Origin of the sequence: Nannocystis sp. (genome assembly GCF_016714285.1) — a bacterium.
Classification (GTDB): domain Bacteria; phylum Myxococcota_A; class Polyangia; order Nannocystales; family Nannocystaceae; genus Nannocystis.
This window is the reverse complement of record NZ_JADJNN010000009.1, coordinates 219,458-233,234: the sequence shown is the minus strand read 5'-3', so window position 1 is coordinate 233,234 and position 13,777 is coordinate 219,458. Positions and strand designations below refer to the sequence as shown.

Below are 13,777 nucleotides of genomic sequence, written 5' to 3'. Positions count from 1 at the left end.
GCGTCACCCGACGTCCAGCCCGAAAGTCCGGCGATAGTCGGCGAAGCGCTCGCGCAGCGCCGCCGCCGGCTGGCCGAATGCATCGGGATCGTAGCGATTGTCGCCGTGCTTGCGCTGGCCGTTGTCGGCGACGAATCGGCGCATGCGCGCCTCCAGATCGTCGCTCCACGCCAGCCCGAATTGCGCGTGGATCGCCCGGGCGACGGCGACGGGATCGCGGACGATCGCCCGGTAATCGACGTCGATCACGCGCCCCTGCGACCCACCCAGCGGGGCCAGGCAGGCGTCAGTGATCGACTCGATCCAGCGGGTGTTGGCCGCGACGATCGCGGGCACGTCGAGCGCCGTGCAGGTGACCGCGTGCATCGTCATCGTCAACTTGTGAAAGCTCGGCACCACCTGCGCCGGGTCGCGGTGGGTGCGGACGATCATCGCCTCGGGCACGAGCGAGGATATCAACCCGATCCGCCGGGCATGAAACGGGTCCTTGAGCACGAAGCGGCGCCCCGGCGCCTCGAGCAGCGCCAGCAGGGCGCGCCAGTTGCGGTAGCCGATCTCGAGGTCGTCGCGCAGCATCCGGTCGAGCCACGACAGCGCCGGCGCCTGATATTGCAGCGACGAGACCAGGCTCGGCTTGAACAGGTGGCCGTCCTCGTCCGGCAGGTCGCCGCGAATATAGTGCTGGGCGTCGAGCGAGACCGGCAAGAACGCCTGCAATCGGTGGAGCTTCTGGTCGGCCTGCTCGCGCCGGAGATCCGGGCCAGGGCCCGCGATCGGCTCCATCAGCTCCCACAGCAGCAGCGGCCGCGCGTCGTCGGCGAGCGCGAGCAGGCGGTGCAGCAGGGTGGTCCCCGAGCGCGGCAGGCCGCACACGATCAGCGGCGGCCGCGTCGGCGGGCGGTCGATCGACGGATCTCGCTGGCGCGCGGCCTCGAGGCGCAGCCGCACCCGCAGCGAGGTCATCAACATCGCATGAAGGTGCACCCGCCCGTGAAAGGCCAGGCGGGCGTCCTGCTTGAGCGACCCGACCAGGACCTCGAGCATCGCCCGGGTGCCCTCGCCGAATTGCTCGTGGCCCTCGGCCGCGGCCGCGGCCGCCAGCATCGCCGGGGCGTCGAGCATGCCGCGCATGAGCCCGCAACGGCGGCCAGCGTCACCGATCGCGTCGATCGATCGCAGCCACCAGGGAAACCTGGGCGTGGGCACCGTCATGCGAGCGCCGCCACACTACCACGAATCGCCGCGACTTCAGGCCCCGACGATTCGCCCCGCCTCGCCCGCGCGCAAGTGGCCCGATTACGGCGCGCCGCCGCTCGCCAGGCCCGGTCGATCCGTGAGAGGACGCCGCGCTTCAGAAGCGGGCGCCGATGAAGACGCGGACGCGGAAGAATGCGTAGTCGAGCGGGTAGCTGTAATCGACCATGGGCTCGGTGCCGAGCAGGAGGCGGCGATTGTTGAGCAGGGCGCCCTGGATGCCAAGGCCGCCGGTCGCGAGCAGTGAGAAGTCGCTGACGCCTTGATATCCCAGCATGTCGAGACCGAGGCGCAGGAGGGCGTAGCCGAAGATGCGCGGGCTGCTGCCGCCGATGCGCATCTCGGGCCCGAAGCGAACGTAGCTGAGGGACTTCGCGCGGTCGCCTCGCTCGGGGTCGACGCGGTTGATCCACAGGTTGTGCTCGAAGAAGGCGCCGGCGGCCGCAGCGAAGTGGCCGGCGCCGGTGAACAGGCGGCCGCCGGAGATGCCCCAGGTGTAGAGGCGAAAGGCGGGGTAGCGAATATCGAAGGCGAGCAGGCCGGGGGCGACCAGCAGGTAATAGCTGTCCTTCGTGAGGCCGGGTGGGTCCACCAGGCGCTCGGGGGGCGGCGGCGGCGAGGCAGTGGCGGGCGGCGGCGAGGCAGTGGCGGGCGGCGGCGAGGCAGTGGCGGGCGGCGGCGAGGCAGTGGCGGGCGGCGGCGGTTCGGGGTCGGCAGGCGGCGAGGCCACAGGCGGGGCCGGCAGCGGAAGCAGCGCGGTGCCTTCGCCGAGCTCGTGCGGGATGGCGTCGGCGGCGAGCAGGCGCCGCGAGCCGCCACAAGTGTGTACATATAAATTACCGGGCTGAGTCCCCGGCGCGTTCACGACGGCGAGCACGAGGTATCGGTCGGGCGGGGCGAGGGCAGCGTACTTGACGGCGCCAGATTCGACGATGACGTGGGCCGCGACGCTGCCCTTGTAGACGCGCTCGACCGCGAAGGTCGTGGCGAGCGCGGCGTCCCAGGTGAGGGCGCGGCCGGTGAAGATGACGTCAGCCTCGCGGATCAGTTGGGCAAAGGGGACCTCACGGCACTGCGAGGCGGACGCGGGCGCGGGGAGCAGCGCCGCTGCGAGGGCGAGCACGGGCAGCAGCGCCTGCCGCGACATGCGGAGCACGTGGGGCCTACGAGGCACGCGGAGCATGGTACCCCGAACGCCGCTGCGCCGGGCGGACGCCTGCCGCGCGCGCACTCAACACGTGACGTGTCCGTGCCCGCACGCTATCTTGCCGCCGTGGACTCGCCCGTCGCCCGCAGGCTTCGCCTCGCCTTCGACCTCTTCGAGGCGGGAAGTGACCTCATGCTGCAGAACTTCCGGCGCAAGCACCCCGACGAGACCGAGGCCCAGATCCGAGAGCGGCTCGGTGAGTGGCTGCGAGGCTCCGATCGCGCGTACCCCGGGCGCCCCTACACGTTTCGTCATACCTCGCCGTGAACGTTACGCTGCGGGCACTGGATCGTGCACCGCGAGCGCCGGCGCGGGCGTGTGCGCCCCGCCCCGCAGCAGCGCCCTTGCCAGGATATCGGGCCGCAGCAGCGTCGCCGGCGATCCGACCATATGCATGGCCCGGAGAAAGTGCAGCGCGACATCCTGGTCGCGGCAGCTCGCGCGGTGGACCCTGCCGAGCAATCCAGCGATCATCGCAAAGCCCGGAGGACGGGCGCCGGTGACCTCGGGGCAGCGGAAATCCTCGAGCGTCGACATCGCCCACGGCACGTCGATGACCCGGGCGGCGCGGCGAAAGAAGCGGGCGGGCAGGTCGGCGAGGCCGCGCTCGCCGAGGCAGGCGCCGAGCTCCAGCGCGACCAGGGCCGCCGTCGTCATGCCCTGCCCGTAGATCGGATTGAAGCTGCAGAGCGCGTCGCCGAGAGCCACCAGTCCTTCGGGGCGCCGCGGCATGCGCTCATAGCGGTGCCGGAGATTGGCGGGGAAACGATAGGTCGCGCCGTCGTCGAGCGGCTGCATGCCAACGAGCGCGCGGTGCAGGTCATCGACCGGGAGGCCCCGCGCGAACTCGAGGAATGCCGGGAGCTCGGCCGGCGGATAGTCGCGCAGCATGCCGGCCAGCACGACGATCCAGCGGTCGCCCTCGATCGGGAACATCGCCCCGACACGCCGCTCATTCGCGCCGGCGCCGAGGATGTAGAGCGCCTTCCACGGCAAGGTCGAGGGCAGGGCGCGGCGAAAGGTCCGCGTCGCGTAGCCGACGTGGACGGTCACGAGCTCCTCCGCGGGCGGCGCGTAGCCGAGGGCCTCCAGCCACTTCGGCGTGGCCGAGCCGCGGCCGGTCGCGTCGACCACGAGATCGGCGGACAGCGAGCGCTCGACCCCATCCGCGTGTCGCGGCCGCAGCTGCACGCCCGTGACCCGCGTGCGGTCGGCGCTGGCGAGCAGGCCGAGAATGTCGTGATCGTCGAGGCAACGCACCTGCGGCAGCGCCAGCACCCGGCGGCGGACCTCGGCCTCGAAGAAGGGACGCGTCATCGCCAGCATGTCCACGCCGCTGGTGAAGCGGGCCTTCCAGGCGCCGAAGTGGTGCCACGCGAGGTCGCGGCTGAAGTCGACGCGGATGCCACCGCCGCCGATCAGCGTCGCGCCGATGCCCGGGAACAGCTGCTCGAACAGCTGCTCGCCGCGTTGCAGCAGCGCGTGCAGGTGCTGCCCCTGCGGCGCGCCCTTGCGGCTCTCGGCGCCGGTGGGCAGGCGGTCCCGCTCGACCAGGATGACCTCGTCGAAGTGATCCGCGAGGACGCGGGCAGCCACCAGCCCGGCGATGCTCGCACCCATGACCACCGCGCGGCGTGAGACTGTCTCGGATCGTTTGCTCATCACGGCGACAGGTGACAGCGGGCGACCCGGCGATTGCGCGGGCAGGCACGCGTCGCCTCACGGGCAGGGGCGCGATCGTTTGGCCGGCCCGCGTCACGGCGCGGGCGCGAGGCCGTGTTACAGTCGCGGCCCGTGACCGGCTCGCCCCCCAGCTTCGTGCGTGACGCCGCATTGGTCGCCGGCTTTGATCTGCGCGAGTCGCTGCGCACGCGGCGGGCGCTGGTGCTGGTGCTGCTGTATCTGCTGATCGCCTGCGCCGCGAGCGGCATCTACGTGCAGGTCGTCCGCGAGCTCGGCACGCGGATCGACAGCATGGCCGGGTCCGACGGGGCGGCGGCGGCCAGCGTGATGCAGAACGAGGGCTACCACGCGATGCTCCTGTTCTTCTCTGGCGGCGACGCGGTCCTCGCCGACCACCTCGCGAGCTATCCGGCGATGGTGCTGATCTTCGCCTGGACCTCGCTCGCGTTCTTGCCGTGGTTCATCGCCCTGACCAGCTACGACCAGGTCGCCGGCGACCTCCACCAGCGGACGATCCGCTACGCCGCGCTGCGGACCACCCGCGGCGCTTACGTCACCGGCAAGCTGCTCGGCCAGGCCGCCCTGGTCGCCGGCGTCGCCGGGCTCGGCATGGTACCCGTCGTGATCATCGGCGCGATCTACCTGCCAAACTTCGCCCTCGTCGCCACCGTCACCGCGCTGCTCTCCACCTGGCCGATCACCGTCGTGTGCGCGCTCGGCTTCCTCGGCGTCGTCTCGCTCGCCTCGCAATTGTGCCGCGGCCCGGGGGCGGCCCGCGCCGTCTCGGTCGGCCTGCTGTTCGCGGTGTGGCTGCTCTCGCTGCAATCCGGGGTGTGGGCCTGGCTCGCCGTGCTGTCGCCCTGGTACTGGAAACCGGGCCTGTTCCAGCCCGGTATCCTCGATCAAACGATCGCCGTCGCCGGCTGCCTCGGCCTGTGTGTCGCCTACACCGCGCTCGGCTTCCTCCGCTTTCGCCACCGCGACCTGTGAGCCCCATGTCCGAATCGGCGATCGTCCTCGATAAGGTCCACAAGCGCTTCGGCAACGTGCAGGCATTGCGCGGCGCCGACCTCAAGGTCAGCCGCGGATCGATCTTCGCCCTCATCGGCCCCAACGGCGCCGGCAAGACCACCCTGTTCGGGCTGTGCTGCGGCTTCCTCCGGCCCGACGGCGGCCGCGTGGAGATCTTAGGCGGCCCCGCCGATGTCACGCGATTCAAGGGCCGCCTCGGCGCGCTGCCGCAGGACGCCGTGCTCGGCCGCGATATCAGCGTACGCGAACACCTCGTATTCCTCGGCCGCCTCCAGGGCATGGACCTCGCGCTGGCGCAGCAGGAGGCGGCGCGGGTGCTCGCCCTGGTCGACCTCGGCGAGCTCGCCGAGCGCCGCGCCGGCGCCCTCTCGCACGGTCAGGTCAAACGCGTCGGCGTGGCCCAGGCCTTCCTCGGCGAGCCCGAGCTCATCCTCCTCGACGAGCCGACCGCCGGCCTCGACCCGCGCCACGCCCACGACCTGCGCGAGCTGATCCGCAGCCAGCGCGGCGCCCGGACGATCGTCGTATCGTCGCACAATCTCCAGGAGCTCGAGGCCATCTGCGACGAGGCCGCATTCATGGAGAAGGGCCTCACGATCGAGTCCGGCGCGGTCGCCGAGCTGACCGCGAAGGACGCCGAGATCCACGTCCTGCTCGCCCCCGGCCCCGAGCCGATCGACCAACTGCGCGCCCGCGTGACCGCCCTCAGCGTCACCTGGGACCCCGCCAAACGCACCCTGCGGGTCCGCTTCCAGCCCACCCCGGACCGCGTCGCCGAGGACGTGATCGCCGAGGTGCTGCGCGAACTCCTGGCCGGCGGCGCCAGAATCTCGGCGCTCGGCAAGGGGCGCTCGCTCGAGCAACGATATCTCGAGCAAAGCCCGCCCGCGGGGGCGTGACTCGCCGGCCGATGCCGGCGGCTCACGCGGCGTGGGCGAGCGCCGAGGCGGTCTTGCAACCGACGATCGCCGGCGCCTCGTGGATGAGCGCCGGGTTGGTCAATGCGTCGACCATGAACAGGGCAAAGTCCACACGCCGGGTCCGGTTGCTGCGCAGGACCGGATCGCCGACGTGACGGCTCCACACGGGCAGGCCCTGGCTCGCCCCCTCTTCGAGGTCGCTGCCGCGCACCACGGTCCACAGCCGCGAGCTGGCGAAGATTCGCTGGCATGCGAGGACCTGGTCGTCGAGCTCCGCGTAACGCAGCACCCGGGCGAGCCAGCTGATGACCCTCACGACGAGGAGGAACAGGCGCGAGTAGACATCCAGACCGTCGCGCGTGATGTGCCAGCCGCACGAGAAGACCAGGCGGGCGTGTTCGGGGGCGAAGTCGAGGACCGCCTGCGCCGTGGTCGAGGCGTACTGGTGGACGCCCATGGGGGCCAGGACCGTGAGCACGCCGTCGCAGCCGGCGACGGCGCGCTGGATGAGGTCGCGGTCGTTGGTCGGCCCCGGCAGCACGGTGATGCGCCCCTGAAAGCGGTCGAGCTTCGCCACGCTCACCGCGCGGCACACGGCGACGACCTCATAGCCGCGGTCGAGCGCGTGCTGGACCATATACTGGCCCAGCTTCCCGGAGGCCCCGACGATACAGACCCTCCGCGGCGGTGGGCTGTCGGTGGCTTCCTGGGTGGCGCTGGGTGTGGAGCTGGTTGGATTCTTGGGCATCGCGCCGGGAAGTAAGCGTCTTCGGAAACGAATGGACAACCCCGGTTTCTGCATCCGTGGTATGCGTCTGTGCATGGAGTGGAAGGCGATACGCTTCGACTGGAACCGCGCGCGGGCCTTCCTGGTGACCGCCGAGGAGGGATCGTTCTCGGCCGCGGGTCGGGCGCTGGGCATCGCGCAGCCGACGATCGGGCGCCAGGTCGCGGCGCTGGAGGAGGAGCTCGGTGTCACGCTCTTCGAGCGGATCGGCGGCACGATCGCAGTGACCAGCGCGGGGCTCGATCTGCTCGAGCATCTGCGGGCGATGGGTGAGGCGGCCACGCGCGTCTCGCTGAGCGCCGCCGGCAAGTCGCTCTCGATCGACGGCACGGTCTGCATCACCGCCAGCGATCTGATCTCGGCGTACATCCTGCCGCCGATCATCGCTCGCATCCGCCGATCGCACCCGGGGATCGAGATCGAGATCCTCGTTTCGAACACCGCGCGCGACCTGCGACGCCGCGAGGCCGACATCGCCGTCCGCAACTTCACGCCGACCCAGCCGGAGCTGATCGCCAGGAAGATCGCGGACCGTCACGCCCGGCTCTACGCCAGCCCGGCCTATCTCGAGCAGATCGGCAACCCGAGGTCGCCAGCGGATCTCTCGCGCGCGGACTTCTTCGGCTTCGACCGCACGCCCATGATGATCACGCACCTGCGCGCGATGGGTCTGGAGCTCAGCGCCAAGAACTTCCCGATCATCACCGACAATCACCTCGTGCAATGGGAGCTGGCCAAACAGGGCCTCGGTATTTGCATCGTCATGGACGAGGTCGGCGACGCCGAGCCGCGGGTCCGCCGGGTGCTGCCGAAGCTACCGACGATCCCGGTGCCAGTGTGGCTGGCGACCCATCGGGAGATGCACACGAGCCGGCGCATCCGGGTCGTGTTCGACCTGCTCGCCGAGGGGCTTGGGCGCACGCCCGGGCGCGCGGACGGCCGCCGACGCGGACCATGATTCGCCGCGCAGACGTGCCCAGATATCGCCCGCTGCGCCAGGCCCGTGCTAGAAACCCCACCTGTGGGACTCCTGCGCCGCCTGTTCGACTCCTTCCAGCTCACCCCGACCTTCGCGGAGCTCGAGCAGGCCAACCGCGCCGTGTCCGCGAGCTACCCGCGCGAGCGCGTCGTCGCCGAGCTCCTCACCCACGCGAGCCCGGCCCCGGGCGCCCGCGACGAGCTCGAGCGCCTCCTGCACACCCGCCCCTTCGACGCGGCCGCCCGCACCCACGCCCGCACCCTCCTCGGCCCCGACCCGCCCCCGCTCATGCGCCCCGGCAACGTCGAGATCGAGTGGTACCTGGAGGGCCTGCTCGACCGCCTCCGCACCCTCGACGAGTGACGGACGGGGCGGTCGGCGTGATACACCTGCGTGGCATGCCCCTCGCCCGCATCTCCCTCATCGCGCTCGCATTCGGGGCCCTGTGCGGGCTCGCGTGTGGCGGCGACGAGGACTCTCCGAACTGCAACTGTTTCTCGCAGGGGGCGTCCGACAACCTCTGCGAGCCCGAGCCGCTGTGCGCCCCGATCGCGGTGCAATGCAGCGAGGATCTGCCGCTCTACGACTGCCCGCTGGAGAGCTTGACCACCGACAGCGCCGGGGCGATCGATTGCACATTGGCGGCGATCCAGGGCGCCGGGGTGGGCAAGGTGTCGTGGACCGTCGAGGGCATCCCGGGCTCGCATCAGGAGCTGTTCTTCTCGCTCCCGGGCGACGGCACGGCGTTTCGCTGGGGGCGCCTGACGCGTGAGCCGGATTATGAGGTGTGGCCCGCGGTGCACCTCGAGCTGGAGTCCGTCGCCTACTTCGAGGGCTGCGCCGCCATGGCGACGCCGGTCGAGCGCTTCGTGTGCCTGCGCGAGGGCCAGCGCGCCGAGCCGTTCAAGGACTGCGCCATCGGCTTCTTCGGCCAATCGTGATCGGCCCGCCGCATGCCTCAGCGCACCCGGCCGGGCGCGCCGAGCTTCCAGCGCACGCGCGCGAGCGTCAGCGGAACGATCGCGCCGGAGTGCTTTGGCCTTGCGCAGCACCCGGCCGGCCTCGCGCAGCGTCGCGCCCGAGCCGATGAAATCGTCGAGCAGCAGGATATCCCCGCGGGGCCGCTCGGACGCGCCGAGGCCCATCTTGCCGTCGACGTTGTCGCGCCGTTGATCGTTGTTGCGCAGCTCGTCCTGCCGCGACCCCGGCTCGTCCGCCCAGATCAGCAGATCGGGCAATGCTGGCACTCCGAGGGCCTCGGCGGCGATCGCCAGGGCCTCGCCGCGCTGCCGCCAATCGCGGCTCGGCGCGGCCGTCACGCCACAAAACGCGAAGCGCTGGCCGAGCGCGAGGACCTGCCGACGCAGCAGCTCGGCGAGGGTCGGCGCCAGCGGGCGTCCGTCTCGCGGCTGGCGAACAGGCCGCGGTACAGCTCGCCGCCCAGTTCGGCGTCGAGCAGCGCGAGGCCCCCCGCCATCTCGGGCCGCGCGCTCGCGGCGATCGGTGACGGCCGCGCGGCGAGCCAGGCCTGGGCGTGCTCGACCGCCGCCGCGATATCCACCGACGATCGCTGCTGCTTGCACAGCGAGCAGCGCCCGCAGGCCGCGGCCTCGCGGTCGCCGAGGGCCCGGCGCAGGGTCGCCATCAGGCAGTCGGTCTCGAGCCGGCCGTACGCGAGCATGGCCCCGAGCTCGCGGGTGCGGACCTCCTGTTGATTGCGGTAGCGGGCCAGCTCGGGCGGCTCGGTCTTGCCGGTGAGCTCGTAGACCTGCTTGCCGCCGCTGCTGCGCTTGCGCAGATAACCCTGTTCGACCAATTCAGCGACCACCACCGTGACGCGGGTCGGGTGCAGGCCCGTGCGCACCTTGAGGGCAGTGAGCCCGAGCGGCTCGCCCGCGTCGCGGATCGCCGCGAGCATGTCGACGAAGTCCTGGGCGTGCGGCTGGGCCGAATCGATGAAGTGCTCCTGGATCTTGCTGTCGTCCGGGTCGAACAGCAAGATCCCGCGCGCCGGCTCGCCGTCGCGGCCGGCGCGGCCGACCTCCTGATAATACGCGGTCACCGAGCCGGGCACGTCGACGTGGACCACATATCGCAGGTCCGACTTGTCGATGCCCATGCCGAGCGCGTTGGTCGAGGCGATCGCCGGGTGGCGACCGGCGAGGAAGTCGGCCTGCAGCTCGCGCTTGTGCTCGGGCTCGAGGCCGGCGTGATAAGCCGCCGCCGCCAGGCCACAACTACGCAGATATTCGGCGACCAGCTCGGTGTGCTCGCGCGTCGCGCAGTACAGCAGCCCGGGCGCGGGCAGGCGCGGGACCAGCTGCGCGAGGTAGGCCAGCTTGCGGGCCATGCCCGACAGGCCGACCACCGCGAGGGCGATGTTCGGCCGGTCCATGCCGCTGCGATGGACCTGCAGCGGCGGCCCGCCGGGCCCTTGCAGCTGGTCGCGGATGTCGGCCTCGACCCGCTCATCGGCGGTCGCGGTCAGGCCGAGCACGCGCAGCTGCGGGTGGCGCTCCTGCAGCGCGCGCAGCAAGTGGACGATCTGGCGGTAGGCCGGGCGAAAGTCGTGACCCCAGGTCGAGATGCAGTGGGCCTCGTCGACGACGACCAGGCGCACCGGCAGCGCGGCGAGGGCGGCGAAGCGCTCGACGTGGTCGAGGTGCTCCGGCGAGACGAACAGCAGGCGCAGCTCGCCCGCGGCCGCGGCCGCGCGGGCGGCCGCGTTCTCCTCGTCGCTCTGGTCGCTGTTGATGCTGCCCGCCGGCAGCCCGAAGCGGTCGTTGAGGTGGCCGAGCTGGTCGCGCATCAGCGCCAGCAGCGGCGACACGACCAGGGTGATGCCGCCGAGCAGCGCGGCCGGGAGCTGATACAGCAGGCTCTTGCCATAACCCGTGGGCTGGATGCACAGCAGGCTGCCGCCGGCCAGCAAGGTCTCGACGCTCTCGCGCTGGCCCGCACGAAAGCCCGTGAAGCCGAAGCGCTCGGCGAGCTCGCGGTCGATGTCGGCGGCGGTGAACTGCACGCGCGAGTGGTACCACCAAAACGCGGATCCGCGGCGGTGAAAGATCTGGTATTCATGCGAGAGATCCATGCAGGCTTCGATCGGATCGCGCGTCATGGCCCTCGCCCGGCGATGCTTCGTCGCGTATCTCCTGCTCTCCACGGTCCCCTTCCCGCTCCACCTCATCCCGGTCGTCGACGGCTGGATGATCGAGGCGCGTCGGCCCTGGCTGGTCGTGGTCGAGTGGGTCGGTCGCGAAGTGCTGGGCGCCTCGGCGGTCCCGCGAAACAGCGGCAGCGGCGATGCGATGTATTACTATGTCTCCGCGCTGTGTATCGCGGTGGTCGCGGTGGTCGTCGCGCTGGTGTGGCCGCGGCTCGCAGGCACCCGCGCGCGCTCCAGCCGCGTGCTCGACCGTTCGCGGGCCTACATGTGCCTGTACCTCGGCTCGTACCTGCTGGTCTACGGGTGGAACAAGCTGATCCCGACCCAGATGCCGATCCCCGGGCCCGATCGAGTGATCGTGCCTTATGGCGATTCGTCGCCGATGGGGCTGCTGTGGACCTTCATGGGGGCGAGCGCCGGCTATCAGATGTTGACCGGGCTCGTCGAGGTGGTCAGCGGATCGCTGCTGTTCTGGCGCCGCACCTGGCTGCTCGGCGGGCTCCTCTCGCTCCTGGCGATGAGCAACGTCGTGGCCCTCAACTTCTGCTACGGCGTCCCGGTCAAGCTGTTCTCCGCGCATCTGCTGGTGATCGCGCTGTTCATCGTGGCGCCCGACCTCGGCCGCCTCGTCGACCTGCTATGGCACAACCGCCCGGTCGTGCCGCGGGCGATCGATCCCCACCCGATCGCTCGCCGCGGCTGGTGGTGGGCGGCGAGGCTCAGCAAGATCGGGCTCTATCTCATCGTCTCGATCAGCGGGATCGTGGTCGGCGGGCGCTATCTCATGAGCAAGGGTCGACTGGCGCAGCCAGGGCCGCTGCACGGGGTATTTCGCGTCGTGTCCTTCAGCCGCGACGGCGTGACCGAGCTCCCCGATGCGGTGCGGTGGGTGCGGGTCGGCATCAACGAGATCGGCATCGGCGCGATCCAGCGGGCCGACGGCAGCAGCGAGCGCTTCAAGCTGAAGATCCAGGAGGACGGGCGGCGCATGGTGTGGCAGCGCATCGGCGAGGACACCTCATTCTCTATGTTCTATCCGTTGCTCGACAGCGGCGAGTTTCGCCTCGCCGGCAGCTTCGAGGCCGGGTGGACGGTGGCGATCCTGGAGCGGCAGGACGAGCCGCCGCTGCTCACCTCACGCGAGTTTCGCTGGATTCAGGAGCGGCCCTTCAATCGTTAGTGCCATGATACGAGGGTATGAACGATCGGTGGCGCGGACGACGTCGCACGGGCCGATGCGGTCCGGCTGGGCGCCCGCGTATCCTCGAGAAGCCGGATGTCCGGAGGGCCTTTCGCCCTCAAACACGGCCTGACACGCCGTCGCCGGGGCAGTATCCGGGTCTACGCCGGACTCGGTCGAAAGGCCCTCCGGCCCTCCGGCACGGGAGGCCTCCGCTGAAGGACGGTACGGTCGGCGTCGCCGAGGCCGGACCGCAGCGGCCCTGAGCAAGGGATTGTCGTTGCTGACGCGGGCGGCTGGGGGTGGATCCGCGCTCGCTTCCATTCGGCCGGGCGGGGCGCTCTTCGCTGGCGGCGCCGTTGTGCGAGAGCCAGGGAGATTATCACGCCGGATTGTCGGCACCAACTTTCGATGAGCGCCGCCGCGGTTCACCAGTTCAGCGTCTACGGCGCCCGCCGACGATGCGGGGCTCGTATCGCGACCCGTACGGGTAAGTAGACCCCGCGGACGTACGCGGCGTGTGTCCGAAGCCTGCCGGTGGCCGTGGGGCTGGACGGCTCGGGCGGCGGCGGGCCCGGTGGTGCTGGGGCCGTACTTCGCTGACGCGGTGGGCCGTTCGGGGGCGTGTACTTGCGGTCGGGGGTCGGGACGTCTGTCGGGCGCTTGTCGTGCTGGCGGTTGCGCGACCTCGGGCACGCGCTGCTCTTCGGCTGCGGACAGCTTTTGCGCGGCGTCCGGGGCCGCGAGGGGTCGCGCCCGCCCTGGGTGGCCCAGCGCTGCACCGTTCGCTCGGTCAGCCCGCACCTGCTGCGGCCCGGAACCTCGCTCCCGCGGCCGTGGCCTCTTCAGGGGCCAGGATCGGCGTCCGTTCTTCGGCTCCGTGTCGTCTTCCTCGGCCCCCTAGGGCTCCGGAATTTTTTGGAGTACCAGCAATGCGGCCGCCTCCGCCAACGCCTTGTCCTTCCGGGCCAGCTCGCGCTCGAGCTCACGGATCCCCTGGGCCTCCCGGGCCCCCGCCAGGCTGCTGTCGCTGCGTCCGCCAGCTCGGCCTTGGCCCCGCGCAGCACCGTCTCGCACCAGTCGCTCAGCGTCGCGCTGTACAGCCCTCGCTGACGCGAAGCCGCCCAACTCCCCTCAGCCGCCCCTGGGCGTCGAGCACCACCGTCAGCTTTTGCTCGGTCGTCCAGTCCTGGGGCGACCTCGGGCGGGCTCGTTCATGGGTGGGGCTTCTTCTTCGGCAGGGACCTTCCTTGGTGCTGGCTGCGCGCCGCCAACGGTATAACAGGGACCGCGTCACCTTGAGCTCGTCGGCGAGTTCCTGCACCGATTGGCCGGGATTGTTCAGCCTTCGCACCGCGTTCGCCTGGAATTCGGCAGTATGGTGCCTCCGGGTTATCGTCGTCACGCCGACGCTCCGACCGGGATCCTCACGCAGGTCGCGCCCAGGGTAGCTGTCGACGTCGACCTTGACGATCCCCTCGGGATGATCCGAGGACCGTCGTCGCCGGCTTCGCCGGGCTCGCCGCACTGGCTCAATCGCCTCGTCGAGGATCACCTCGAACTCGG

The 13,777-nt window shown here is 70.9% G+C and carries 13 protein-coding genes; 7 read left to right on the top strand and 6 right to left on the bottom strand.

From position 1 onward, the window contains the following. Nucleotides 1-3: 3 nt before the first annotated feature. Together IPJ59_RS17665 and IPJ59_RS17660 are read right to left on the bottom strand one after the other, a co-directional pair. Nucleotides 4-1,212, bottom strand: coding sequence for a sulfotransferase family protein (locus IPJ59_RS17665; RefSeq protein ID WP_293272596.1), 1,209 nt, complete (start codon nucleotides 1,210-1,212; stop codon nucleotides 4-6). 139 nt (nucleotides 1,213-1,351) lie between these two features. Beyond that, complete coding sequence (locus IPJ59_RS17660) at nucleotides 1,352-2,428, bottom strand: hypothetical protein (protein WP_293272595.1); 1,077 nt, start codon at nucleotides 2,426-2,428, stop codon at nucleotides 1,352-1,354. 99 nt (nucleotides 2,429-2,527) lie between these two features. Here IPJ59_RS17660 and IPJ59_RS17655 point away from each other — a divergent pair, with 99 nt between their 5' ends. Continuing rightward, nucleotides 2,528-2,728, top strand: a complete 201-nt coding sequence (locus tag IPJ59_RS17655; RefSeq protein ID WP_293257129.1) for a hypothetical protein — start codon at nucleotides 2,528-2,530, stop codon at nucleotides 2,726-2,728. 3 nt (nucleotides 2,729-2,731) lie between these two features. On the opposite strand, the gene IPJ59_RS17650 is transcribed toward IPJ59_RS17655, so the two are convergent. Further along, nucleotides 2,732-4,123, bottom strand: coding sequence for an NAD(P)/FAD-dependent oxidoreductase (locus IPJ59_RS17650; RefSeq protein WP_293272594.1), 1,392 nt, complete (start codon nucleotides 4,121-4,123; stop codon nucleotides 2,732-2,734). A 132-nt stretch (nucleotides 4,124-4,255) separates the two neighbouring features. Here IPJ59_RS17650 and IPJ59_RS17645 point away from each other — a divergent pair, with 132 nt between their 5' ends. Continuing rightward, complete coding sequence (locus tag IPJ59_RS17645; RefSeq protein ID WP_293272593.1) at nucleotides 4,256-5,134, top strand: ABC transporter permease; 879 nt, start codon at nucleotides 4,256-4,258, stop codon at nucleotides 5,132-5,134. 5 nt (nucleotides 5,135-5,139) lie between these two features. Then, entirely contained in the window at nucleotides 5,140-6,075 is a 936-nt protein-coding gene (locus IPJ59_RS17640; protein WP_293272592.1) for an ABC transporter ATP-binding protein, read from the top strand. A gap of 22 nt (nucleotides 6,076-6,097) precedes the next feature. Here IPJ59_RS17640 and IPJ59_RS17635 read toward each other — a convergent pair whose 3' ends face one another. Next, entirely contained in the window at nucleotides 6,098-6,844 is a 747-nt protein-coding gene (locus IPJ59_RS17635; protein ID WP_366524617.1) for an NAD(P)-dependent oxidoreductase, read from the bottom strand. 73 nt (nucleotides 6,845-6,917) lie between these two features. Between IPJ59_RS17635 and IPJ59_RS17630 the strand changes: the two genes are divergently transcribed. The 3 genes from IPJ59_RS17630 (at nucleotide 6,918) to IPJ59_RS17620 (ending at nucleotide 8,803) form a co-directional block, all read left to right on the top strand. Beyond that, nucleotides 6,918-7,841: a LysR family transcriptional regulator gene (locus IPJ59_RS17630; RefSeq protein ID WP_366524626.1), complete on the top strand. Its 924-nt coding sequence runs from the start codon at nucleotides 6,918-6,920 to the stop codon at nucleotides 7,839-7,841. A 63-nt stretch (nucleotides 7,842-7,904) separates the two neighbouring features. Further along, entirely contained in the window at nucleotides 7,905-8,225 is a 321-nt protein-coding gene (locus tag IPJ59_RS17625; RefSeq protein WP_293272590.1) for a hypothetical protein, read from the top strand. A gap of 35 nt (nucleotides 8,226-8,260) precedes the next feature. After that, on the top strand, nucleotides 8,261-8,803 hold the full coding sequence (locus tag IPJ59_RS17620) for a hypothetical protein (RefSeq protein WP_293272589.1): 543 nt from the start codon (nucleotides 8,261-8,263) through the stop codon (nucleotides 8,801-8,803). Nucleotides 8,804-9,177: 374 nt separating this feature from the next. Here the strand turns inward: IPJ59_RS17620 and IPJ59_RS17615 are convergent, their stop codons facing one another. Then, nucleotides 9,178-10,956: a RecQ family ATP-dependent DNA helicase gene (locus IPJ59_RS17615; RefSeq protein WP_293272588.1), complete on the bottom strand. Its 1,779-nt coding sequence runs from the start codon at nucleotides 10,954-10,956 to the stop codon at nucleotides 9,178-9,180. Between IPJ59_RS17615 and IPJ59_RS17610 the strand changes: the two genes are divergently transcribed. Next, nucleotides 10,955-12,211 (top strand): hypothetical protein, encoded by a 1,257-nt coding sequence (locus IPJ59_RS17610; RefSeq protein WP_293272587.1) that lies wholly within the window; start codon nucleotides 10,955-10,957, stop codon nucleotides 12,209-12,211. The two genes, IPJ59_RS17615 and IPJ59_RS17610, sit on opposite strands and share 2 nt — an antisense overlap. Before the next feature lie 1,084 nt (nucleotides 12,212-13,295). Here IPJ59_RS17610 and IPJ59_RS17605 read toward each other — a convergent pair. After that, nucleotides 13,296-13,766: a transposase gene (locus IPJ59_RS17605; RefSeq protein ID WP_293272586.1), complete on the bottom strand. Its 471-nt coding sequence runs from the start codon at nucleotides 13,764-13,766 to the stop codon at nucleotides 13,296-13,298. Nucleotides 13,767-13,777 lie beyond the last annotated feature (11 nt).